Source organism: Halomonas heilongjiangensis (assembly GCF_002879645.1).
Taxonomy (GTDB): domain Bacteria; phylum Pseudomonadota; class Gammaproteobacteria; order Pseudomonadales; family Halomonadaceae; genus Halomonas; species Halomonas heilongjiangensis.
Window position 1 is genome coordinate 1 of the sequence record NZ_PNRE01000104.1, and the last position, 24,078, is coordinate 24,078.

21 protein-coding genes and 2 tRNA genes are annotated in these 24,078 nt (G+C 64.5%); 8 read left to right on the top strand and 15 right to left on the bottom strand.

Features of this window, described 5'->3' with window-relative positions; all coding sequences use genetic code 11:
• Positions 1-83 precede the first annotated feature (83 nt).
• Both C1H66_RS21730 and C1H66_RS21735 read left to right on the top strand, forming a co-directional pair.
• A tRNA-Asn gene (locus tag C1H66_RS21730) sits at positions 84-159 on the top strand.
• 33 nt (positions 160-192) lie between these two features.
• Positions 193-268 (top strand) — tRNA-Asn (locus tag C1H66_RS21735).
• Positions 269-384: 116 nt separating this feature from the next.
• Here the strand turns inward: C1H66_RS21735 and C1H66_RS21740 are convergent.
• Positions 385-1,242, bottom strand: a complete 858-nt coding sequence (locus C1H66_RS21740) for a dienelactone hydrolase family protein (RefSeq protein WP_102629957.1) — start codon at positions 1,240-1,242, stop codon at positions 385-387.
• 295 nt (positions 1,243-1,537) lie between these two features.
• Between C1H66_RS21740 and glpX the strand changes: the two genes are divergently transcribed.
• The 3 genes from glpX to C1H66_RS21755 all read left to right on the top strand — a co-directional run bounded on the left by glpX (position 1,538) and on the right by C1H66_RS21755 (position 4,646).
• Entirely contained in the window at positions 1,538-2,548 is a 1,011-nt protein-coding gene (glpX, locus tag C1H66_RS21745; RefSeq protein ID WP_102629958.1) for a class II fructose-bisphosphatase, read from the top strand.
• 77 nt (positions 2,549-2,625) lie between these two features.
• Positions 2,626-3,663, top strand: coding sequence for a class I fructose-bisphosphate aldolase (locus C1H66_RS21750; RefSeq protein ID WP_102629959.1), 1,038 nt, complete (start codon positions 2,626-2,628; stop codon positions 3,661-3,663).
• A gap of 71 nt (positions 3,664-3,734) precedes the next feature.
• Complete coding sequence (locus C1H66_RS21755) at positions 3,735-4,646, top strand: phosphoribulokinase (RefSeq protein ID WP_102629960.1); 912 nt, start codon at positions 3,735-3,737, stop codon at positions 4,644-4,646.
• A 97-nt stretch (positions 4,647-4,743) separates the two neighbouring features.
• Here C1H66_RS21755 and C1H66_RS21760 read toward each other — a convergent pair whose 3' ends face one another.
• Complete coding sequence (locus tag C1H66_RS21760) at positions 4,744-5,655, bottom strand: LysR family transcriptional regulator (protein WP_102629961.1); 912 nt, start codon at positions 5,653-5,655, stop codon at positions 4,744-4,746.
• Positions 5,656-5,855: 200 nt separating this feature from the next.
• Between C1H66_RS21760 and C1H66_RS21765 the strand changes: the two genes are divergently transcribed.
• The 3 genes from C1H66_RS21765 (at position 5,856) to cbbX (ending at position 8,737) form a co-directional block, all read left to right on the top strand.
• Complete coding sequence (locus C1H66_RS21765; protein ID WP_102629962.1) at positions 5,856-7,307, top strand: form I ribulose bisphosphate carboxylase large subunit; 1,452 nt, start codon at positions 5,856-5,858, stop codon at positions 7,305-7,307.
• 65 nt (positions 7,308-7,372) lie between these two features.
• Positions 7,373-7,789 carry a ribulose bisphosphate carboxylase small subunit gene (locus tag C1H66_RS21770; RefSeq protein ID WP_102629963.1) on the top strand — a complete coding sequence of 139 codons (417 nt, stop codon included), beginning with the start codon at positions 7,373-7,375 and terminating at the stop codon, positions 7,787-7,789.
• Between the two features lie 60 nt (positions 7,790-7,849).
• Positions 7,850-8,737, top strand: a complete 888-nt coding sequence (gene cbbX / locus C1H66_RS21775; protein ID WP_102629964.1) for a CbbX protein — start codon at positions 7,850-7,852, stop codon at positions 8,735-8,737.
• A 191-nt stretch (positions 8,738-8,928) separates the two neighbouring features.
• Here the strand turns inward: cbbX and C1H66_RS21780 are convergent, their stop codons facing one another.
• The 13 genes from C1H66_RS21780 to C1H66_RS21840 all read right to left on the bottom strand — a co-directional run bounded on the left by C1H66_RS21780 (position 8,929) and on the right by C1H66_RS21840 (position 24,053).
• Complete coding sequence (locus C1H66_RS21780; RefSeq protein ID WP_102629965.1) at positions 8,929-10,254, bottom strand: NAD(P)/FAD-dependent oxidoreductase; 1,326 nt, start codon at positions 10,252-10,254, stop codon at positions 8,929-8,931.
• 52 nt (positions 10,255-10,306) lie between these two features.
• Positions 10,307-11,788 (bottom strand): NAD-dependent succinate-semialdehyde dehydrogenase, encoded by a 1,482-nt coding sequence (locus C1H66_RS21785; protein ID WP_102629966.1) that lies wholly within the window; start codon positions 11,786-11,788, stop codon positions 10,307-10,309.
• Positions 11,789-12,018: 230 nt separating this feature from the next.
• Complete coding sequence (locus tag C1H66_RS21790) at positions 12,019-12,513, bottom strand: Lrp/AsnC family transcriptional regulator (RefSeq protein WP_102629967.1); 495 nt, start codon at positions 12,511-12,513, stop codon at positions 12,019-12,021.
• An 88-nt stretch (positions 12,514-12,601) separates the two neighbouring features.
• Entirely contained in the window at positions 12,602-13,981 is a 1,380-nt protein-coding gene (locus C1H66_RS21795; protein WP_102630013.1) for an aspartate aminotransferase family protein, read from the bottom strand.
• 340 nt (positions 13,982-14,321) lie between these two features.
• Positions 14,322-14,825 (bottom strand): Lrp/AsnC family transcriptional regulator, encoded by a 504-nt coding sequence (locus tag C1H66_RS21800; protein WP_102629968.1) that lies wholly within the window; start codon positions 14,823-14,825, stop codon positions 14,322-14,324.
• A gap of 73 nt (positions 14,826-14,898) precedes the next feature.
• Entirely contained in the window at positions 14,899-16,233 is a 1,335-nt protein-coding gene (locus tag C1H66_RS21805; protein WP_102629969.1) for an aspartate aminotransferase family protein, read from the bottom strand.
• Positions 16,217-17,293: a phosphotransferase gene (locus C1H66_RS21810; protein ID WP_102629970.1), complete on the bottom strand. Its 1,077-nt coding sequence runs from the start codon at positions 17,291-17,293 to the stop codon at positions 16,217-16,219. Before C1H66_RS21810 ends, C1H66_RS21805 begins: the two co-directional genes overlap by 17 nt.
• Positions 17,293-17,997 (bottom strand): haloacid dehalogenase type II, encoded by a 705-nt coding sequence (locus C1H66_RS21815; RefSeq protein ID WP_102630014.1) that lies wholly within the window; start codon positions 17,995-17,997, stop codon positions 17,293-17,295. The genes C1H66_RS21810 and C1H66_RS21815 overlap by 1 nt, the downstream gene beginning before the upstream one ends.
• 337 nt (positions 17,998-18,334) lie before the next feature.
• The gene (locus tag C1H66_RS21820; protein ID WP_102629971.1) at positions 18,335-19,261 is read right to left on the bottom strand and encodes a 2-hydroxyacid dehydrogenase; all 927 of its coding nucleotides are present in this window, start codon (positions 19,259-19,261) and stop codon (positions 18,335-18,337) included.
• A gap of 74 nt (positions 19,262-19,335) precedes the next feature.
• Positions 19,336-20,391 carry a tartrate dehydrogenase gene (locus tag C1H66_RS21825; protein ID WP_102630015.1) on the bottom strand — a complete coding sequence of 352 codons (1,056 nt, stop codon included), beginning with the start codon at positions 20,389-20,391 and terminating at the stop codon, positions 19,336-19,338.
• Between the two features lie 50 nt (positions 20,392-20,441).
• On the bottom strand, positions 20,442-21,200 hold the full coding sequence (locus C1H66_RS21830) for a cupin domain-containing protein (protein ID WP_102629972.1): 759 nt from the start codon (positions 21,198-21,200) through the stop codon (positions 20,442-20,444).
• Positions 21,201-21,288: 88 nt separating this feature from the next.
• Positions 21,289-22,566 (bottom strand): NAD(P)/FAD-dependent oxidoreductase, encoded by a 1,278-nt coding sequence (locus C1H66_RS21835; RefSeq protein ID WP_102629973.1) that lies wholly within the window; start codon positions 22,564-22,566, stop codon positions 21,289-21,291.
• Positions 22,563-24,053 (bottom strand): aldehyde dehydrogenase family protein, encoded by a 1,491-nt coding sequence (locus C1H66_RS21840; protein WP_102629974.1) that lies wholly within the window; start codon positions 24,051-24,053, stop codon positions 22,563-22,565. The genes C1H66_RS21835 and C1H66_RS21840 overlap by 4 nt, the downstream gene beginning before the upstream one ends.
• Between the last annotated feature and the right edge of the window lie 25 nt (positions 24,054-24,078).

Genomic DNA, 24,078 nt, shown 5'->3' on the forward strand with positions numbered 1-24,078 from the left:
AATCATTGGGTCGCAGGTTCGAGTCCTGCTCGGGGAGCCAGTTTCGCCTCCACGGCAGCGAGCACAGCGCGGTAATCGGTCATTCCTCGATAGCTCAGTTGGTAGAGCAAGTGACTGTTAATCACTGGGTCGCAGGTTCGAGTCCTGCTCGAGGAGCCAACCGCCGCATCCCTTCCGCCGTATCCCGGCCATTCCCCGATAGCTCAGTTGGTAGAGCAAATGACTGTTAATCATTGGGTCGCAGGTTCGAGTCCTGCTCGGGGAGCCATATCCATTCTCTGCCGTCCTTGTCCATCAGGCGCCGAGGGGTAGCGACGCGGCGAAGCCGGATTATCCCTACCCCTCAAGCGTTGGTTGCCTTCGCCGGTCATCCCGTCAATCGGATCAATCGCCGTTGAGGGATCGGTCCAGCGCCAGCAGTGCAGCTTGCCAGGAAGCCGCATCGGCGGCGGCGTCATAACCCAGTGGCAGACCGTACTCTTCGGCTACCGCATCGGCATGCGGATTGGTAAAGCCGTGCAGTGCGTTGGGGTAATTCACCACTTCGACGCTGGCCCCCTGGGCCTCGAGGGCTGTCGCCATCGCGTCCAGATCGGCGCGTTCGACCAACGGGTCCTCGGCGCCATTGTGGATCTGCACCAGGCCAGCGAAGGCCTGCGGTGTGCTGACCATCGCGGACGGATCGCCATGGAAGCTGATCGCGGCCTCGATCGGCATGCCGGATAGCGCCATGTTCATCACCACGCTGCCACCGAAGCAATAACCGATCGCCGCCATGCCGGAGTCCGCCACCGCCGGGTGCTCGCGAAGCCGTGTCATTGCCGCTTCGAGCCTGGCGCGTGTGGCCGGCCAGTCCTGCATCACGTCCCCGGCGAAGGCGCCGGCCTGGTCGGGATGTGTCGTTACCTGGCCGTCGCCGTACATGTCCACCGCCAGTGCCACGAAGCCGAGTGCCGCCAGCTGATCGGCACGTGCCCGGGCATAGTCGTTGAGCCCCCACCACTCGTGCACCACCAATACCGCCGGGCGTGCGGTGCCATCATTGACATTATGCGCCAGGTAGCCCTGGTAGGTTTTTCCACCGGTCGAATACTCGAAGAGCTCGCCTTCGACGCGTGGCCCCTGGGCGATAGCGATCGGAGTCGCGGATTCGGCCTGTGACGGCTGCGTCTGCGCCAGGGCGGTTACCGAGCCGGCCATCAACCCCGGTACCAGCAACAACAGCGTGAGTCGAGTACGCATGTCGGGTTCTCCTTGTTGATTTTCCTTATCAGGCCCTAGGCCAAAACCGTTTCGCTCCCCAGCCTTGCTCAGGGTAACTGCCGTCCCGGATGGAGGGAACCTTCCCGGTAGGAACAAGCCGGCCGGGGAGGGGCGCGTCCCACCACACTGCGGTCTGCTCATTCCTGCCGACCTCCGTCGAGTCGGGCTTCGGCATAACTGAAAGTTAATGATGATAAGAAACATAATTTATTTTACGAAATGGACGATGTGCAACCACCCTTACCCAACGTGCAATCAATGGGGGAATGGTGACATGCCATCGGCCAAGACGAGTATTGCCGCGATACCGAGCGAGGGTTCACTGGCCCGGCTGGGCCAGGGGTTCGCCGAGGTCACCGAGGCGGCGGCCGTGGCGGCCTACGCATGGATTGGCCGGGGGGAGAAGGAGCGGGGCGACGGTGCCGCCGTCGCGGCCATGCGCCACGCCTTCGCCTCCCTGCCGTGCAGCGCCACCGTGGTGATCGGCGAGGGGGAGAAGGACGATGCCCCCATGCTCTACAACGGCGAGGCGTTGGGCCGGGGCGGGGTGGTGGTGGATATCGCCGTCGATCCCGTGGACGGCACCAACTACCTGGCCAAGGGCATGGCGGGTGCGGTGGCCGTGCTGGCGGCGGCGCCCGCCGGGACCCTGTTCTGCCCGGGCCCGGCCTTCTACATGGACAAGTTCATCGTCCCTCCCGCGGCCCGCGATGCGGTGGACCCGGCCGCGCCCGTCGCCGTGCGACTCCGGGAGCTGGCCCATGCCCTGGGCAAACCCCTTTCCGAATTGCGCATCTTCGTGCTGGAGCGCCCGCGTCACGAGCGACTGGTGCACGAGATCAAGGCCACCGGCGCCAGCGTGCGCATGGCACGGGACGGTGACGTGCTCGGTGGGCTGAGGGCGATGATCGGCGAAGGGGTCGACGCCCTGATGGGGGTCGGCGGCACGCCGGAAGGGGTGATTTCCGCCTGCGCCGCACGCGCCCTAGGCGCCGGCATGTGGGGCGCGCTCGCCCCCCAGAGCGAGACGGAAGCCGCCCGGCTCAGAGCTGACGGGATGCAGGCGGGGCAGATCCTGAGCGTCAACGACCTAGTGTCGAGCGACGACCTGGTCTTCGCCTGTACCGGCATCACCGGCGACGAGATGCTGGCCGGTGTGCGGTGCATGGATGGACGGGCCTGGACCGAGACCCTGGTCATCCAGGGCCGAGGCCGGCTCAGCAGGATCCACAATCACGGCTTTACCGTCGATCACGTCGTCGACGTCTACCAAAGCCTGGCCTGAGCTGGAGCGGTCCGTGGCGACCCCGCGGGTCGTTCCGGCAACGGATCTCTGAGCGACAGCCGAGGAGGAAGACGGCCATGACACACCAGCACGCCAAGGCACTCACGGAAACGGTCCAGGCCCTGATGGCGCCCGGGAAAGGCATCCTGGCACTGGACGAGAGCAACGCGACCTGTGCCGCCCGCTTCGCGGCGGTGGGGGTGCCATCCACCCCGGAGACGCGGCGGCAGTACCGGGAACTGCTGATGACGGCGCCGGGCGCCGAGCACCATATCAGTGGCGCCATCCTCTATGACGAGACGCTCCGCCAGGCCACCGCTGACAGGATTCCCTTCCCGACCCTGCTGCAGGCCCGTGGCCAGGTGCCCGGCATCAAGGTCGATACCGGGGCGAAGGAGCTCGCCAATGCGCCCGGCGAGAAGGTCACCGAAGGGCTCGACGGCCTGCGCGAACGGCTCGCCGAGTACCACGCCCTGGGCGCCCGTTTCGCCAAGTGGCGGGCGGTGATCCGTATCGGCGCCGGGCTGCCGAGCCAGCTCTGCTGTGAAGCGAACGCCCATGCCATGGCGCGTTATGCGGCGCTCTGCCAGGAAGCCGGCATCGTGCCGATCTTCGAGCCGGAGGTGCTGATCGATGGGGATCACGACATCGACCGCTGCGAGACGGTGACCGAGCACAATCTGCGCATCGTGTTCCGGGAGTTGCAGGTCCATCGGGTGTTGCCGGAGGGCGCCATCCTCAAGACCTCCATGGTCATCTCCGGGTCAGGGGCGACGCGGCGGGCCGGCGTGCAGGAGGTCGCCGAACGCACCGTGGCGACCCTGCTGCGCTGCGTGCCCGCCGACCTGGGGGGCGTGGTGTTCCTCTCCGGCGGCCAGGGCAACGTGGAATCCACGCGGCACCTCGATGCGATGCAGCGGCTGGCCGTCGGCCGTACCCCCTGGCCGATGACCTTCTCCTTTGCGCGTGCCCTGCAACAGCCGGCGCTGGCGATCTGGGGCGCCGACCGGCGGTGCGTCGCCGAGGCGCAGCAGGCGTTCGCGTTTCGGGCGCGCATGAATGCCCTGGCCGCCAGCGGCGAGTACCGCGAAGCCCTGGAAACCGAGGCGGCATAACGCGGCCATTTGACACCAGCTCGCTTGGCCATGCGTGTTGGCAGGCCAAGCTTTGGAAGGGAGGTCGGACTATGTCTGCCATGTATCCCATCGTGGCCGTCACCGGGTCGTCCGGGGCGGGTACGACGACGGTGAAGTCGATACTCCAGCGTATCCTGCGGCGCGACCAGTTCAGGGCGGCGTTCGTCGAGGGCGACAGCTTTCATCGCTACAACCGTGCCGAGATGAAGCAACTGGTGGCCGAGAGTCAGGCCCAGGGCAGGAACCTGAGTCACTTCGGTACCGAGGCCAACCTCTTCGAGGAGCTGGAGCACCTGTTTCGCGAATACGGAGAGCGGGGCACCGGGCGCTACCGCCATTACATCCATAACCAGGAAGAGTCGCTGCTCTATGGCAGCCCGCCGGGCACCTTCACCGAGTGGGAGGCCTTCGAGCCGGGCACGGACCTGCTCTTCTACGAGGGGCTGCACGGTGCCGTGAAGACCGATACCGTGAACGTGGGCCAGCACGTCGACCTGCTGGTGGGGGTGACACCGATCATCAACCTCGAGTGGATCCAGAAGATCCACCGCGATACCTCGGAGCGGGGCCAGGAGCGGGAGAACGTGACGGAAACGATCCTGCGTCGCTTGCCGGACTACATCAATTACATCGCCCCCCAGTTCACCTACACGGATATCAACTTCCAGCGGGTGCCGACCGTGGACACGTCCAATCCGTTCATCGCCCGGGAGATTCCGACCCTGGACGAGAGTCTCGTGGTCGTGCGCTTCCGCAACCCGAAGAAGTTCCATGTGGATTTCCCGTATCTGCTGGCGATGATCCCGGGCTCCTTCATGTCGCGCCGCAACAGCATCGTGATACCCGGCAGCAAGATGGGGCTGGCCCTGGAGATCATCCTGCAGCCGCTGATCGAGAAGCTGGTGCTGCGGGCGCGGGAATTCCGTCGCGTCGAGCTGCAGGAGGAGGTGTTGAGCGATTGATGCCCCTGCCGTGATCTCCCGTCCAGTGTTGCGGTCTGGCCCGGCGCCGGGTGGGATGCCTGCCCGCCACGGCCCCCGGTGGCGTTCGCTCGTCCGGTCAGGGTGACAGGGCCTCGGCCATCTTCGGGGCCTGCTCGAACACCAGCGCCTTGAACGCCAGGGCGATGGGGGAGAGTCGCTTGCCGCGCCGGTACGCCAGGTACCAGTGCCGGGCGATGGGGAAATGCTCCACGTCCAGGATCACCAGGCGCCCGGCCTGCAGGTCCAGCTCCAGCGTATGGCGGGAGACCACGCTCAGGCCGAGTCCGGCCGCCACGGCCTCCTTGATCGCCTCGTTGTCGGCGATCTCCACCTGGATGGCCGGCGAGATCTGACACCGCGAGAACAGCTTTTCCAGGGCGGCCCGGGTGCCGGACGCCGGTTCCCTGACCACGAAGGGCTCGCGCTGCAGGGTCTGGATGCCGATGTCCGCCTGTCCGGCCAGGGGATGGTCCGGTGGGGCGATGACCACCAGCGGGTTGTCCATGAATGCCTCCCCGACCAGGTCCATGGCTTCGGGGGGCTTGCCCATGATGACGATATCCTTCTCGTTGTTTTCCAGCTGCCGGATCAGCGTGCCGCGATTGGTGACGTCCAGCCTGACGGTGGTCGCCGGGTACTGCTTCAGGAACGCCGAGATCATGCGGGTGGCGAAGCTGCTGGCGGTGGTGGCCACCGACACATTGAGGGTGCCCCGGGAGATATCCTGCATCTGGGCGAACATCTCCCCGGCCTCGTCCAGCTCGTGGAAGATATTGCGGCTGTAGTGCAGCAGTTCCTTGCCGGCACCGGTGAGAAAGATTTTCTTGCCCAGCTGTTCGAACAGCGGCAGACCCACCGAATCCTCCAGGCGCTTGATCTGCACCGAGACGGCCGGCTGGGTCAGGTGCAGGGCATTGGCGGCCTCGGTGAAGCTGAGCTTTTCCGCCACGGCGTTGAAGATGGCGAGTTGTCGGAACGTGACGTGCATGATGCGGCTCCGTGGTGGCCCAGGGACGTCATCGTGGCGGGTGGTCGGCACGATGCTGAAAGTATAATCATAAATATATGGACATTATAAATATCATTTAATTTTCATTATTCATGACCCTTCTTACACTGATCTGCAGGGGGCCGACAGCGGCCTTGCACGGCGCCGACAGGCGCGACGGAGATGAGGGGGGAAAGCACATGGCACGGCAACTGAACCCGAAAGCGAGATATACGCCCGGCGTCATTCCCTACAAGCAGATGGGGTACTGGGAGCCCGACTACGACGTCAAGGACACCGATGTGGTGGCCGTCTTCCGGATCACGCCCCAGGCGGGAGTCGACCCGGAGGAGGCCGCCGCCGCCGTGGCCGGCGAGTCGTCCACCGCCACCTGGACGGTGGTGTGGACGGACCGCCTGACCAACTGCGAGCTCTATCGCGCCAAGGCCTTCCAGGTCGATCCGGTGCCCGGCAACCCGGAGCAGTTCTTCGCCTTCATCGCCTATGATCTGGAGCTGTTCGAGCCGGGTTCCATCGCCAATCTCACGGCCTCGATCATCGGCAATGTCTTCGGCTTCAAGGCGGTCAAGGCGCTGCGTCTCGAGGACATGCGCTTTCCCGTCGCCTATCTGAAGACCTTCTCCGGCCCGCCCACCGGCATCGTGGTGGAGCGGGAGCGGCTGGACAAGTTCGGCCGCCCGCTGCTCGGCGCCACCACCAAGCCCAAGCTCGGCCTGTCCGGCCGCAACTACGGCCGCGTGGTCTACGAGGCGCTGCGCGGCGGCCTGGACTTCGTCAAGGACGACGAGAACATCAACTCCCAGAGCTTCATGCACTGGCGCGACCGCTTCCTCTACTGCATGGAGGCGGTGAACCGTGCCTCGGCGGCCACCGGCGAGGTGAAGGGGCACTACCTGAACGTCACCGCCGGCACCATGGAGCAGATGTACGAGCGCGCCGAATTCGCCAAGGAACTGGGGTCGGTGATCGTCATGATCGACCTGGTCGTCGGCTACACGGCCATCCAGTCCATGGCCAACTGGTGCCGCCGCAACGACATGATCCTGCACCTGCACCGGGCGGGCCACGGCACCTATACCCGGCAGAAGAGCCATGGCGTGGCCTTCCGCGTGATCGCCAAGTGGATGCGCATGGCGGGGGTCGACCATATCCATGCCGGCACCGTGGTGGGCAAGCTCGAAGGCGACCCCCACATGATCAAGGGCATCTACGACACCTGCCGGGAGATCCGGACGCCGAGGAACCTGGAGACCGGCCTGTTCTTCGATCAGGACTGGGCCTCCCTGAACAAGGTCATGCCGGTGGCCTCCGGCGGCATCCACGCCGGCCAGATGCACCAGCTGCTGACCTACCTGGGCGACGACACCGTGCTGCAGTTCGGCGGCGGCACCATCGGCCACCCCCGGGGCATCGCCGCCGGCGCCCAGGCCAACCGCGTCGCCCTGGAGGCCATGGTGCTGGCGCGCAACGAGGGACGCGACATCTGGCACGAAGGCCCGGCGATCCTCGACCAGGCCGCCCGGTGGTGCACGCCGTTGCGCCAGGCCCTGGAGGTCTGGAAGGACATCACCTTCGACTACGCGTCCACGGACACCCCGGACTTCGTCGTGCAGGAGACGGTCTCGGCCTGAGGAAAGGCTACGGCCCGGACCCGACGATGCGATGTCCCGTTACTGAAAACGGTGGAGGATCGATCATGCACATTACCCAAGGCCAGTTTTCCTTCCTGCCCGCCTTGACCGACGAGCAGATCAAGCGCCAGGTCAAGTGGGCCCTGGACCACGAGTGGGCGGTCAGCGTGGAGTACACGGACGACCCCCATCCCCGCAACACCTACTGGGAGATGCATGGGCATCCCATGTTCGACCTGCGCGACCCGGCCGGCGTGATGGAGGAGATCACGGCGTGTCGCCTTGCCTTCCCCAGCCACTACATCCGGGTGATGGCGTTCGATTCCAGCGAGGGCTGGGAGACGCCGCGGATGTCCTTCATCGTCAATCGGCCCGACCACGAGCCGGGCTTCCGGGTCGAGCGCCAGGAGGGGCCGGGCCGGTCGCTGCGCTACACCGTCAGGTCCTACGCCGTCGAGCGGCCCGAGGGCCAGCGCTATTGATCGAACAGGCCCCGCCAGGGACGACGCCTGCCCGGGGCCGCCGAACGTCGGGGGAAGCCCATGAACACGGCACAGTCCCATGTCGAACGTCGCATCACGCTCGAGGGCGAGGGTGTGCAGCGGGTCCTTGAGCGGGTGAACCGGGAGCTGGTCGGGCTCGCCCCGGTCAAGGCCCGGATCGGCCAGATCGCCGCCCTGCTGATGGTGGATCGGGCCCGTCGCGAGCTCGGCCTGACCACCGAACCGCCGACCCTGCACATGTCCTTCACCGGCAATCCGGGCACGGGCAAGACCACCATGGCGCTGCGCCTGGCGGAGATCCTGCACGAACTGGGTTACGTGCGCTCGAGCCACGTGATCGCGGTGACCCGCGACGACCTGGTCGGCCAATACATCGGCCATACCGCGCCCAAGACCAAGGAGGTGATCAAGCGCGCCATGGGCGGCGTGCTGTTCATCGACGAGGCCTATTACCTGTATCGCCCGGAGAACGAGCGCGACTATGGCCAGGAGTCCATCGAGATCCTGCTCCAGGCCATGGAGAACGATCGCGACGACTTGGTGGTCATCGTCGCCGGCTACCAGGACCGCATGGACCGCTTCTTCCAGTCCAACCCCGGGCTGCATTCCCGCATCGCCCATCACATCGAGTTTCCGGACTACAGCGCGGAGGAGCTGTTGACGGTCGGCGACCTGCTGCTGGAGGAGCAGGGCTACCACTTTACCGAGGCCGGCCGGCAGGCGTTCGCGGACTATCTCGAGCGGCGGATGCAGCAGCCGCACTTCTCCAACGCCCGCTCGGTGCGCAACGCCCTGGATCGCTTTCGGCTGCGCCAGGCGATGCGACTGGTGGAGCAGGGCGGGTCACTGGGTGCCGAGGAGCTGGCCGCCATCGATGCCCGGGAGGTGCTGGCGAGCAGCGTCTTCGGCAAGGCATCGGGCAGATAGTCCTCGATGCCGCTCCAGGTGCGGATGATGTGCAGCCGGGCCCACAGCGCCCGGTAGCGATTGGCCAGTTCCAACTGCTTGAGGCTACGCCCCTGGCTAGGTGTGACGACCCGTTCTGGATTGCCTGGGGCCTGCAACGCCCATGACGAAATGTATCACGCCGACCGCCTCCCTTTAGCGAGGGCAGGGTGTCAGAACTCGGATACCTTGCCCCAGGCGCCCTTGTTCAAGCGTGACAGCTTGTACTGTGCGTGCTCGACGAACGGCGTCTTGCCTGTGACCATTTCCGCGATCAGACGCCCGGCGCCCGGGCCGATACCGAATCCGTGACCGGAAAAGCCGGCTGCCAGTACGAAACCGGGCAGGTTTGCCGCCTCGTCAATGACCGGGACGCCGTCGGGCGTGCTGTCGATGTAGCCTGCCCAGCCCGCCTGAACGGGCACGCTGCCCAGGGCGGGCAACAGGCGGCGCGCACGGGCCAGGGTATCCCTCAGGATCCGTTCCGATGGGCGCGGATCGAGAATACGGATACGCTCCATCGGGGTGGGCCGATCGAGCGCCCATTTCCTGCGCGTCTCGTGTCCGGACAGCCAGCCCTGCAGGTCGCCGAGGGAGAGCAGCTGCCAGCGCTTGGCGAACATCGGCAGGAAATGCGATGAAAAACGAAGCTGCTGCGGGGTCGGGTCCAGGCAGGCGCGCCCCGAGGTGGCAAGCGTATAGCCGCCATCTCCCCGCCGGGTGACGGTTACCTCTGCCGTGTGCAGCGCATCGGGCAGGCCCTTGGCGCCTGGCATGACCGAGAGAATCGAGGAGCGCACCGAGGCCTGCGGAAAGCGGATGCCGAGCTGGCGGCAGAAGGAGGATGCCCAGGCGCCACCGGCCATCACGACCTGCGTGGTCTTGATCACGCCCTTCTCGGTGATCACCCCCGACACCCGCCCGGCCTCGGTTTCGATGCCGCGTGCCGCGCAGTACTGATGAATCGTTCCGCCATGCTTGATGACGCCCTTGGCAATCAGCGGCGCCGCCCGCGATGGATCGGCGATGCCGTCCGTGGGCGAAAACACACCCCCCAGCCAAGGCTTGCCGGTCATCGCGCCGCGCTCGGTGGCTTCGGCGGCACTCAGCATGTGGGTCGTGACCCCCTGGGTAATCGCGAAGTCGCGCCATCTGGCCCAGCCATCCAACTCGGCCTGGTCATCAGACAGGTAGAACAGCCCGCAGCGGCGAAAACCGAGGTCCTCACCGAGCTCGGCGGTGATCTCTTCCCATAGCTCGAGGCTCTTGGTCGACAATGGCAGCTCGCGCGCGTCACGGTTCTGCTGTCGGCACCAGCCCCAGTTGCGGCTGGACTGCTCGGCGCCGATGCGGCCCTTTTCGATCAGCGCCACGCTCAGGCCCTGGCGAGCCAGGTAATAGGCGGCACACGCGCCGATGATGCCGCCGCCGATGATGACGGCATCGGCGCGTTGCGGCAGGTCCGGCGTGGATGGAATCGTTAGCAATGGAGCCGGCATGGGCTTCTCCTGGCCTGACTACGAGTTTTTATACCGCTTCGGCCTGCGCATTTCAGGCGAGGTTGCCCTGGCACAGATATTTGGTCGCCATGTAATCGTCGAGGCCGTAGCGTGAGCCTTCGCGACCGTAGCCCGACTCCTTGATGCCGCCAAAGGGAGCCGATTCGGCGGCGAGCGCACCTTCGTTGATACCGACGAGACCGGTTTGCAGACGCTCGGCGAGGCGCCAGATGCGTGCCACATCGCGGGAGAAGAAATAGGCGGCCAGACCGTAGGGCGTATCGTTGGCCGCGTCCACGACTTCCTCCTCATCCCGGAAGCGGAACAGGGGCACCACCGGGCCGAAGGTCTCGTCCTGGGCCAGCGCCATGTCGTGGCTGGCATCGCCGAGCACGGTGGGAGCGTAGTAGTTGGGTCCCGTAGTGACGCCGCCGTTCAGGCGCTGGCCACCGGTGAGCAGCATGGCGCCACGGGCCAGGGCGTCCTGCACGTGACGTTCGATCTTGTCGACGGCACGGGCGTTGATCATCGGGCCGATCTGGCTGTCATCGCGGTCGCCGGGGCCGACGCGAAGCGACTGGACGCGGGCCACCAGCTTGTCGGCGAAGGCCTCATAGACCGACTCCTGGACATAGACACGGTTCGGGCTGACGCAGGTCTGGCCGCCATTGCGGAACTTGGCGGCCATCAGGCCCTCGACCGCCGCATCGAGATCGGCATCCTCGAACACGATGAAGGGGGCGTTGCCACCGAGTTCGAGCGACAGGCGCTTGAGCGTGGGCGCCGAATCCCGGGCAAGCAGTTTGCCGACCGCCGTCGAGCCGGTGAAGGTGATCTTGCGCACCCGGGCATCTTCCAGCCAGGCGCCCACGACATCGGCTACCTTCTCGCGCGAGGAGGTGACGATATTCAGCACGCCGGCGGGCAGCCCGGCTTCCTCAGCCAGCGCGACCAGCGCAAGCGCGGTCAGGGGCGTATCCTCGGCCGGCTTGGCGACCACGGTGCAGCCAGCGGCAAGGGCCGGCGCGATCTTGCGGGCAATCATCGCCAGCGGGAAGTTCCAGGGCGTGATCGCCGCCACCACGCCGACCGGCTCCTTGGTCACCAGCATTCTCTTGCTGCCCACCGGCGCGGGGATGATGTCACCGTAGCTGCGCACCGCTTCCGCGGCGAACCAGTCCACGTAGGAGGCGCCGTACGCCACTTCGCCCCGCGCCTCCGCCAGGGGCTTGCCCTGCTCGCGGGAGATCAGGCGTGCGAGATCCTCGGTATGTTCCAGGATCAGGGCATGCCAGCGTTTGAGGAGCTTTGCGCGCGCTGCGGCCGGCTGCTGGCGCCAGCTGTCGAAGGCACGGTGCGCCGCAACGGTGGCGGCCTGCGCATCGGCGGCGGTGCTGTCGGCAACGGTAGCGATGGCTTCGCCGGTTGCCGGATCGCAGACGTCGTAGTGTGCGCCTGCGCCACTAGGCTGCCAGATTCCGTCGATGAAATTATCGGAGCGCGCCAGGTCGGGACGATCGAGTTCAAGGGCCATGTCTGCTGCCTCGTTGATTTGTTGGATGTCAAAGCCGGGGTGGCCAAAAGGCACTGCCCCGGGAAGGGGGCCGGGTCATGCAGGCTGTCGCATTGAGACTATATTAGGCACCCCGGCCCGGCCGAGGCGTTCGTAATGGGGGGGCGTAATCGCAGAATCGGGTGTTTTCTAGGGAGTGTTCGGAAGCTTATGCTGTGGCAGGGCGTGAGGCTGCCTGACGTACCAATGGGTCAATCCTGATCGCTGATCAGTTTTTCGATCGGGTAGTAATGTTTCACGACGGGTGACTTGATCACGATATAGCTGAAATACTTGTCGATGCCGATGTCCTGCTCGAGCAGGTCCTCCATGACACTTTGGTAATGGACGACGCTGCGCGTGAGGAAGGTCAACTGATAATCGAAGCCGCCACTTACCAGATGACACTCGAGGACCTCATCCACCTTGCGAATGTGGGACTCGAATCGGGAGAAGTCTTCGAGCCTGTGGTCGGACAGGGTGATCTGGGTGAAGACCCGCTGGATGCTGCCAAGCTTCTCGAGCTGTACGTGGGCACCATAGTCGGTGATGAATCCGGCCTTTTCCAGGCGCTTGACACGGGTCAGACAGGGGCTGGGGGAGAGACCGACGGCGTCTGCTAAAGCCACATTCGATATCCGGCCGTTGCGTTGCAGATGACTCAGAATGCGTATATCGAGGCGGTCCAGCTTGGGTGCGCCATTCATCCAAGACTCCGGTGGGTTCGGTCGATAAATCCGGTCGTAACATGCAAAAGCGCGACGCACCATTATCCCGGTGCGTCGCAGGCGGCCATCAACGCAGGGCCTGGCGCACTTCGGGCTGATCGAGCACCGCATTGAGCGTACGTTCGAGGCGCTCGAACAACAGGGCGAAGTCTGTACCTGTATAGCAGAGTGCCGGGGCAAAGCCAAGAACGTTGTCGGCGAAGGCGCGCAGGATGATGCCGTTGTGGTAGGCGGCTTCGAAGATGCGGTCGGCCAACTTCAGGGCGGGATCGAAACGGGTCTTGCCCTCCTTGTCGGCAACCAGTTCGAGCGCGCCCAGAAGGCCGCGACTGCGGGCGTCGCCGACCAGCGGGTGGTCCAGCAGCGAGCGCAACCCCTCCTCGAATCGCGGCGCCTGCTCGATGCCATTATTCAGCAGGCCGCCTTCCCCATACAGGCGCAACACCTCCAATGCGACGGCGGCGCTGACAGGATGAGCGGAATAGGTGTGGCCGTGGCCGACCGGAACATCGGCGCCACTGCCTTCGGCGATGCCCTGGTAGACGGCATCGCTCATCATGACGGCCCCCATGGGGGCATAGCCGGCGGTCAATCCCTTGGCCAGGGTCATCAGGTCCGGGGTGACACCTTCGGCTTCGCAGGCGAACATCGGCCCCGTGCGACCGAAGCCGGTGATCACCTCGTCGACCACGAACAGAATGCCAAGCTCCTGGCAGCACTCCTGCATGGCCTTCAACCAGCCCTTGGGCGGCACGATCACACCGCCGGAGCCCTGCACGGGTTCGCAGAAGAAGGCCGCGACCCGGTCGGCGCCGAGTTCCTGCACCTTGTCCCGGAGTGCCGAAACGGAGGCGTCAATGATGGCAGCGGGATCCGATCCAACCGGGTTGCGGTAAGGGTAGGGCGAAGGGATACGATGCTGATTGGGCAGCGGCAGATCGAAGTTGCGGTGGAACACCGGCAGGGCGGTCAGCCCCGCTCCCTGGGATGAGGACCCATGGTAGCCCCGCTCGAGGGTAATGAAATGCTTCTTCTCGCTTTTGCCCAGGGCGTTCCAATAGTTGACGATGAAGCGGATCGCCGAATCCACCGCATCGGAGCCACCCATGGTGAAATAGACGCGCTGCAGCGATGCTGGCGACAATTCTACCAACTTGGCGGCCAGCTTGATCGCCGGTTCGGAGCCGAAATGGAAATAACCGGTAGCGTAGGGCAGCCGGCGCATCTGTTCCTCGGCCGCGCGCACGATGCTCTCATGGCCATAGCCGGTGTTGACGCACCAGAGGCCGGAAAAGGCATCGAGGAGCTCGTGGCCGTTGCTGTCGCGTAGGTAGGCGCCGCTGCCTGTTTCGAGTACCGTGACGCCGCGTTGCTCATGGGAGCGGTAGTTGACGACCGGATGGACGAGGTGATTGCGGTCCAGTGTGACGAGGGAATCTGTTTGCATGGTCATGTCGCCGAATGTGGAGTGAGCGTTAGGCCTGGTTCGAGCCGGGGCGGTTTAGCGCGAGTGTCGGCCTGCCTGTTTCCGAGAGGCGTGCGGCACGATGCACCATGACTCATGATAGCCAGCCGGCTGCGACGTTTTGTTGCGACTATTCGGTCCGCAAGAACCAAAAGTTTCGTAATCGGCACGTTTTCGGAAGATGCTGTCGACCCCCGTTCTGTCGCAACAGTTGAGCCGCCAGCGCCCGTTGCTTACGCCTTTTCTTGCGCGCTTTGCGCAACGGCGCTCACGCCGAACCGGCGAGTGCCTCGCAGAACGGTGTCTGGTTGCCGCAGCAATGTCATTCCCAGCTTGGCTTTCCGGTTGCGATAATAGTCAGCGGATATCCACGTCGTTCAAGCGGCCGGCGCAAGACGATCCGGCTGGAGAATTTTTCGATTCCGATATCGTCTTCCAACAGCCGCTCCATGAGCGCCTGAAAATGGGCGATATCGGGTGCCACGATTTTCAGAAGATAATCGTAACCGCCGCTGACGTTATAGCATTCGACGATCTCGTCGTACTTGCCGGCCCCTGTTTCGAACTTGCGGAAGTCGTGCGGCCGATGGTTGCCGATGGTCACCTCGGAAAACACGATGACGTGGCTGCCCAGCTTCTCCAGCGCGACGTCCGCGCCGTAGCCCCGGATGACGCCGATCTCCTGAAGCCGTTTCGTACGGGCGAGGCACGGGCTCTCACTGAGGCCAACGGCCGCGGACAGATCGACGTTCGAGCAGCGTCCCTCGCGCTGAAGATGCACGAGAATCTTCATGTCGAACCGGTCGAGGGAGGCTGCGGATCGCATGGGTCGATTACCTTCGAGGCCGGCGCCGGTTACCGTGCTTTTGCCGATTGCGCTGCAGTCAGCAGGCCGTTTATCAACGGCCTGTCAGCGCTTCGTCGAGCACTTCGATCACCATGCCGGCTTGTTCCGCTGACAGCACCAGCGGCGGTCGAATCTTGAGCACATTGTGCCCCATCGCGCAGGCGCTCAACAACACGCCCTTGTCGCGCATGCGATTGACGACCCGGGTGGTGAGCTCGCGGTCGGGTGCGCGCGTGGCGCGGTCCGAGACGAGTTCCACACCGACGAACATGCCCACGCCGCGCACGTCACCAATGGCTTCGTGGCGGCTGGCAAGTTCGCTGATGCCGTCGCGAAGGAGCTTCCCGACCCGGGCGGCATGCTGCACCAGGCCTTCCTTTTCGATCGTATCCAGCACTGCCAGCGCCGCCGCGCAGGATACGGTGTTGCCGGCGAAGGTGTTGAAGTACCTGGAGTTCTTGCCGAATTCCGCCAGCGCGTCCGCGGTGGCCAGCAATCCCGCGATCGGCTGCCCATTACCCATCGGCTTGCCCAGGGTGACGATGTCGGGGATGACGCCGTGACGCTGGAAGCCCCACATATGCTCGCCGGTGCGGCCGAAGCCGGGCTGGACCTCGTCGGCGATGAACAGGCCGCCGGCCCGCTTGATCGCCTCGGCCGCGCCCTTCAGGAAGCCCGCAGGCTCAGGGAGGATACCGTCGCTGGTGAACAGGGAATCGACGATCAGTGCCGCCGGCTTGATGCCGTGACGCCGCAGATCGGCGATCGCCGCCTCGACGTCGCGGGTGAAGCGTTCGGACAGATCGGCACCCTCGGCATGATAGAGACGCGGTGCCGGGACCAGGCGAACGTGGGCGCCGAGATCGACTGTCACGCCGAGCGACGGCGAGAATTTCGATACGGCGTCGGTGAAGCCGTGATAGGCGGTGTCGGTCACGATCACGCCGGTGCCGCCGGTGCGGACCTGAGCGATGCGATAGGCGAGGTCGTTCGCCTCGCTGCCCGTGCAGGTCAGCATGAGATGGGCAAGGTCGGTCTCGGGCACGGTGGCGAGCAGGCGCTCGGCCAGTTCGAGAATCGTGTCGTGCAGGTAGCGGGTGTTGGTCGCGAGAACCTTCACCTGATTGCAGATCGCCTCGGTCACCGCCGGGTGGCAGTGCCCGAGCGAGGCGACGTTGTTGTAGATGTCGAGGTAGCGGCGACCTTCCGGATCGATCAGCCACACCCCTTCGCCGCGCACGATGTGCAGCGGATGTTCGTACATCAGCCGATAGGCCGGGCCGAGCAGGGCATCGCGTCGCTCGATCATCGCCGCGGTGACGGGCCCCACCTCGGCACGCCCGGGGATATAGGCGTTGACCATGTTGAGGTCAGTGGTGCTTTTCATCGGTTTCTCCTTTTCGTACTTCGGCCAGCAGGCGGTCGCGCGCCTCATCGCGGGAAAGGGCGGCCATCTGGGACAGTGCCTCCCAGGCGGCGGGATTGTGGCGCATGATGTAGTCGCGGTTCTCGGGGTAGCGCTTGGCGCGCCATTCCGAAATCAATACGGTGATGAGGTGGCGTGTCGCCATGAGATCGGCAACGATCTCCTGCTCGATTTCGGTAAGCGGCAACGTCGCGTGATAGGCCCCGACGAACTGCGCCGGCCCCTCGAACGGATCGGCGTTGCCAGTCATGTGAAAGGCCGCCGCCGTAGCGACCTCGCCGACCAGCGGCGCATGCAGCATGTCGCCGAAGTCGATGATCCCCACGATGCGTTCATGATCGTCGGGGGCGACCAGCACGTTGTAGAGATGGTAATCGTTGTGGATGACCTGCGCCCTCACCGAGGCCAGACGCGGCAGGACATGATCGGTGAAGCGCGTCATGAACGACTCGGCGAGCGCACGACGTGGAGCGTCCACGATGGCCTCGAGCTTGGCGGTCAGCCGGTGCGCTGCCGAGACGTTCCAGAGCAGATCGTGCGTCGCCGAAGGGTGCGAGAAGTCGCGCAGCGCGAGGTTCAATTCGGCGAGCACCGTGCCCATGGCCCGACGCTGCGCGGCGGTCCGGGAAGTCTCGCGGATCTGAACGCCGTCGAGATAGGTCAGCATCCGCACGGTGGTTTGGACCCCGTCGGCTAATGTCACCGTGTCTCGCAACCGTCCGTCAAGCGTCCGCACGACGCGTGGCACCGGCTGGTCGGGCGATACGCGGGCGATGTGCTCGAGTGCTGCGATCTGGAAATCGACGACCGACACCGGCTCGGATGGATTGCTGATCTTGAACACGTAACGCCTGCCGTCCGCGGTCTCTATGCAGCAATTCTGGTCGCGCTCGCCCGCCAGGGATGTGACGCTGCCATTGATACCGTAGAGACGACTGACCAAGGCCCCCACCTCGTCCGGGGCAAGGTTGGGTACCGCCGTGCTCAACGCCGCTGCCGCAATCGGAAGATTCTCCGCCATCACGCGCCCCGTTTCATCGTGGCGGTCTGGGGCAGACATTCGAGCCCAAGCAAACCGGGAAGTTGGCGAACATCGGTCAATCGATTGACACCATAGCCGTCGAACGTGGGCTCGTGACCGCGATCGATGAACGCTTTGGCCATGAATCCCAGATCGGACGCCGTCATGAGGTCGTAACGGAAGCTCGACGAGACGTGCATCATCTGGTCCGGTCCGCAGCCGAGTTGATCGAACATGTATTCGAACATCTGGGCCCGTGGTTTGTAGGCGCGCGCTTCCTCGGCAGTGTACACGGCGTGAAAGGGTGCCTTGAGGTGGGTGACGCTATGCGGAATCAGATCGACCATCGAGTTCGATAGGATCACCAGCGGCACATGCGGAGCGATGGCCTCCAGCGTCTCGACGACGTTCGGATGGGGCTGCCAGGTCGGGACGGCGTCGTACAAGGCGACCGCATCGGATGGACGATATTCAATGCCGTGCGTCTGGCACGCCCGCTGAATGGAATTTTCCACGACATCAAAGAACGGCTTCCAGTCACCCAATACTTCATCGAGGCGGTAGAAGCGAAAGCTCTCCAGAAAAGCCGACATCCGATCAGCCGGAACACGATCTTCGAAAAGCTTTTTAGCCGTCGGCCCCATTTCGAAGTTAATGAGCGTCCCGTAGCAATCGAAGCTGATGAATTTCGGTTTGTATGTCATTTGATTGATCTCCGACAGGTTGACACATACCAGTTTATGGATGTCCGTGCTGAGGAGATGCTTTATTACCGCAAGACTCAAGCAGTTTCCTTTTCGATCTGCAGCAGGCATGACATTTTCTGTGGCGTTCGTTGTGGTCGAACTGTGTCGGGGCCCCCAGTGTCAGGATGAGTGTCCGACTTCCTGAGGTGCCGCGAACACGGCGTGTATCGGCAGATACTGGGGCGCTGGCGGCAGGGGCGGGGACGCAGGGGCTGGCGGCCCCTGAAAAGCCGTAGGGTGGGAAAACCCACCCTACCATTCGTTCTCCATCACATCCCTCTGGATGGACGACTAACTAGTAGCCTCGCGCCCTATCAACCAACCCGACCAGCGGCAACCCTTCCCGGTGCCGTCGCAGGTTGTCGAGCACGGCCTCGGCGGATGTGTCCGGCTGCGTCATGCTGGCGATATGGGGCGTCAGCATGATACGTGGGTGATGCCAGAAAGGGTGGCCCTGCGGCAGCGGCTCGACACTGCATACGTCGAGAATTGCCGCCGAGAGATGGTGGCGGTCCAGGGCATCCAGCAGATCGACTTCGACCAGGTGGTCGCCGCGTCCCAGGTTGATCAACACGGCCCCTTGCGGCAGCTGCCGGAACAGCTGTTGCGACAGGATGCCACGTGTCGCGTCGGTCAACGGCAGCAGGCAGATCAGGATATCGGTGCGCGCCAGGAAATCCGCCAGGCCCTGCTCGCCGGCGAAGCATTCGACGCCTGGCAGGCTTCGTTCCGAGCGGCTCCAGCCGGCACACTGGAAACCGAAGTCGCGCAGTTTCACGAGCACCGCGTTACCCATGACGCCCATGCCGAGCACCCCGACGCGGCGCGTGCCCGCCGTGCGTACCGGTAGCGGCTTCCACTGTCCCTCGCGTTGCTGGGTCGCATAGGTGAGCCAGTCGCGATGGGCGGCCAGCACGGCCAGCGTGGCATACTCGACCATGCCCGCGACCAGACCGCTCTCGATCATCCGTACGACCGGAATGTGTTCCGGTATTCGGGACAGATCGAACTGATCGACGCCTGCACCCACCGAAAACACCAGCTCCAGGTTGGGAAAGGTCTCCGCTATATTTTCTGGCGGCTGCCAGGCGGCGAGATAGCGCACCTTGGTCGGGTCGCCAACGGACGGCCATATGTGGAAATCGATCTCCGGGGCGCGTCTGGCGAACAGTTCTGCCCAGCGTGCGCCGCGGACCGGTTCGGACTTGTAGAGAAAGCTCATCTATCAATCTTCCTTCATCGGGACTCGTCCAATAGTCTGGTGGACGGTTTGGCATGCCGTTGCCCGCTCCGCGTTCAGCGGCCGAGTACCGCCTGGATCTGCCGGGCCAGTTCGCCAGTGCTCAGGGTGCCGCCCATATCCGGTGTGCCGGCCCCGGTGACGGTCACCGCTTCGATCGCGTCCATCAGGTCTGCGGCCGCAGCGCTCTCGCCCAGGTGCTCGAGCATCAGGGCACCGGCCCAAAGAGTCGCCAGCGGGTTGGCGAGCCCCTTGCCCATGATATCGGGCGCCGATCCGTGCACCGGTTCGAACATCCCCGGTACGCCGCCGGTCGGGTTGATATTGGCCGAGGCGGCGAAGCCGAGCCCGCCCTGGATGGCGGCGCCGATATCGGTGAGGATATCGCCGAACAGGTTGGAGGCGACGACGACGTCCAGGGTCTCCGGCGCGGTGATCATGCGCGCGGCGATGGCGTCGACATGATAGCGGGTCACTTCGACGTCCGGGTAATCGGCGGCGACCCGGTCGGTCATCTCATCCCAGAACACCATGCTGTGACGCTGAGCGTTGGACTTGGTGACCGACGCCAGCCGGCCGCTGCGCTGGCGCGCCTGTTCGAAACTGTAGCGCAGGACGCGCTCGACGCCGGCACGGGTAAAGATCGAGGTTTCGACCGCCACTTCCAGGTCGCCGCCGCGGTGGACGCGACCGCCGGCACCGCTGTATTCGCCCTCGGTGTTTTCGCGGATGCAGAGGATATCGAAGGGGATACTCGAACGCAGGGGGCCCGGTACGCCCGCGAGCAGCCGGTGGGGGCGGGCATTGACCGAGAGATCGAGACCCTGCCGGATCGCCAGCAGCAGTTCCCGTAGGGAAATGTGGTCCGGAACCCGGTCCGGCAAGCCGACGGCACCGAGATAGATGGCGTCGAACCCCTTGAGTTGCTCGACGCCATCGGCCGGCATCATCTTGCCATGAGAGCGGTAATACTCGCACGACCAGGGCAGCCAGACGCCCTCGAGGCTGAAGTCGTGCTGCTTGGCCACGGTCTGGAGCACGGGCCAGGCGGCTTCCAGGACTTCGGTGCCGATGCCATCGCCGGGAAGCAATGCTATGCGGTAGTTATTCATCATTGTTCTCTGATAAAAAGATATTGTCATGCGCCTCCCTGGCTCAACGGCTAGGCCGGGCGGTAAATCGCGTAGACCTTCTTCACATCCTCGCGGCTTTCCCAGCTCCATTCGGCGCCTTTCTCGACCAGGCAGATGTCGCCCTTGGTGAAGGTGCGCGTGGTACCGCTTTGCTCTACAACAGTGACGGCCCCAGCCAACAGATGCATCAGTTCGTACTGCCGGGATTCCATGGCGCGACGATGGTAGGGGGTCGAATCCCAGGTGCCACACATGAATTCACCGTCGACGGAACGGTAGTCGGTATGGTTGCGGCAAGAAGGCGTCGGGCCGACCAGCAGTTCCACCGCGGGCGTACCCGAGGGTTCCAGCACCGCCGACTCGTCGATCGCGATCAGATTCCCTTCTCCTGCACTTTCCCCCTTGTAGCGTACATAGAGCAGGGTGGCGGGCGCCGGGCAGTGCCAGTGGAAGCCGGCGCCGGCACTCAGCACCGCACTGGCACTGTCGGCCAGCGCGAGGGTCTGGCCCTGCTGGTTCAGCGTCAGGCTGCCATCGCAAAGGATGATGAACTCGTCGGCCGGCAGCTCGGTCACGCTGCCCGTACCCGCTTCCAGTCGGATGGCACCGATTTCAACCGGCCCGGGGGGCAGCTCCAGAGGATAACGGTTCGCCAGGAAGGCATCCGCTTGGCCGTCGACTTGGCTGGCCGGGGCGGAAGCGACCTCCCTGGCGAACTGGCGCAGGTCAATGATGGATGGGTGAGACGGCCGGCTGGCAGCCTGGCGAGAGTCATGAGATTGCGGCATGGAAAACCTCGGGTTAATTATTGGTGGAAGTCACCAGTGGGTAGAGCTCGGGCATGATCGGCCGATTCACTCAAGAGGAGTGGGCTGATCAGGGCAGCATGTCCTTCATGCGGTAATAGGCGCCCACGATGGGCAGGAACCAGGGCTTGCCCGTGTGCATCGGAACCGCGCGCCAGGCCATGCCATCGAGCGGATTGGTATCCTTACGGCCCATGGCGATGTCGGCCAGGACACTGCCGATCAGGGTCGAGACCTGCGCGCCATGCCCCGAATAGCCCATGCCGTAGATCACCCCATCGGCGGTGCCGGCGCGAGGGTAGCGATCCTGGGTGCAGCCGACCAGGCCCCCCCAGCAGTAGTCGATCTCGGCGTCGGCCAGCTGCGGAAACACCTCGAGCATTTGTTTGCGCAGCAACTGACCGGAGCTGACGTCCGTTTTCTGGTTCGACGCCGACGAGAATCGTGCCCGGCCGCCGAACAGCACCCGGTTATCCGGGGTGAGGCGGAAGTAGTTGGCGATGTTGAGCGAGTTCGTATAGTTCCGGTTGCCCGGCATTGTCGCCGCGACCTCTTGCGGGGTGAGCGGGCGCGTCACGATGATGAAGGAGGCAACCGACATCATCCGTCGACGAAAATAGCCGAAGGTCTCCGTCGTATAGGCATCGGTCGCCAGAATGACCTGCCGGGCGACCAGGGAGCCGGTCGGCGTGGTCAGTCGCCAGCCGTTCGGTACCCGCTCGCGGGCAATGACGGGATTGTGCTCCCAAATGGTCGCGCCATGACGATGCGCTGCCTGGGCCATACCGATGGCATAGTGTCCCATGTGCATCATCGCGGATTTTGGCGAAAGCACGGCACCGTGGAAGGCGTCCGATCCCAGCTCCTTGCGCACGTCCTCGCGCGAAAGCCATTCCACCGTGGGATCGACCTCGCGGCGGATCTCGTCGCACATTGCCTGCAGCTTCTTCACGTGCGAGGGCTTGGAGGCCAGCTTGAGCTTGCCGCCACGGCGGAAGCCGCAGTCGATCTTCTCTTCGTCGATGATCGCCTCGATCATGTCGATCGAGTCGTCATAGGCTTTCCACAAGCGGCGTGCCTGGGCGTCGCCGAAACGGGCCTTGATGGCGCTGAAGCTGGCGAAATGGCCGCTGTTGAGATGCCCGCCGTTGCGTCCCGATGCGCCATAGCCTACATGTTCGGCCTCGAGCAGGGCGACCTTGTGGCCGGATTTTGCTAGCTGGCGTGCGGCATTGAGGCCCGTGAAGCCCGCCCCGATCACCGCTACTTCGAACTCCCCCGAGACGGGGCCGGCTGCGGCCTTGTCGAACGGAGCCGAGGTGTCGTGCCAGTAGGATACGAATTTCATGGCTGCATCTCCTGCGAGAAGTCGACAAGCACGCTCTTGATCCTGAGGTTCGCCTCGTATGCCTGGCGTCCAAGGTCCTTGCCGATGCCGGAGCGCTTGTATCCGCCAGTGGGTATCACGAAGTCGGCAGTGCGCCCGTAGCGGTTGATCCACACGGTACCCGCCTCGATGCCGCGTGCCAGCCGCAGGGCACGGCCGATATCAGCGGTATGCACGCCTGCGGCCAGGCCATAGTCGGGGTGGTCTGCGAGGGCCTGCGCTTCCTCTTCGTCGTCGAAGGTCTGCACGGTGAGCACCGGGCCGAAGATCTCGTTCTTCACGGCTTCCATCCGCTGATCGACATCGGTCAGGATGGTCGGCTGGTAGAACCCACCACCGCTACCCGTCGAGAGGCATTGCCCGCCGGTGACGATCCGCGCCCCTTGTGCCGCGGTGCGTTGTACGATGCCATCGATGCGCTCCATCTCCCGGCTGGAGATGATGGGGCACAGAGTGGTGTTCGGCTCCCAGGTGTTCCCGGCCTTGAGTTCCGCCACGATGGCGGTGAGTCGCTCGATGAACCTGTCCGCGATGGACCGCTGCACGATCAGTCGCGAGCCGGCAACGCATACTTGGCCAGCATTCGTCGTGATTGCGCGAGCCACGGTGCGCGCCGTCCTCTCCAGGTCGTGCACGTCGGCGAACACCACCTGCGGGCTCTTGCCACCGAGTTCGAGCGTCACCGCCTTGGTGCCGCTTTCTGCGCATGCGGCCATGATGGCCGCGCCGGTTCGGGTCGATCCGGTAAAGGTCACCTTGGCAATTCTCGGATGGCGGCACAACGCATCGCCAGTCGTGCGGCCGTCGCCCTGCACGACGTTGAAAATGCCTGCCGGTATGCCGGCTTCGATGGCCAGTTCCGCCATTCGCAGTATGCTGAACGGCGTCATCTCGGATGGCTTGAGCACCATGGCATTGCCTGCGGCCAGCGCGGGGCCGACCTTCCACGAAGAGGTCACCAGCGGAAAATTCCAGGGAACGATGGAGCCGATGACACCGTAGGGTTCCGCGATCGTCATGCCGAGGTGGTCGCTCCGTGTCGGTGCCACTTCGCCGCCGATCTTGTCCGCCCACTCCGCATAGAAGCGGATGCCCTCGGCGGTAAACGGCACGTCCCAGCCTGCCGCATCACGGATCGGCCGTGTCGATCCCACTGCTTCGAGCGGCGCCAGCGTCTCGACGTCGGCTTCGATCAGGTCGGCCCAGCGTCGCAGGATGCGCGCGCGGTCGCGCGGTGCGCAGCGCGACCAGTCGCTGTTCCTGAATGCACTCCATGAATTCTGCACCGCCTGGTCGACGAGGTCGGCGTCCGCCACCGGCAAGCCCGCATAGGCGACGCCGTCGGAGGGGCGCTTCACATCGAATCCACTCGGGCCACCCTCGACATAGCGGCCACCGATGAAATGTGCACTGCGAACGGCGATTCGATCCGGATCAAAGCGTTCCATAACAACCTCTCGACAAATGGGGGAG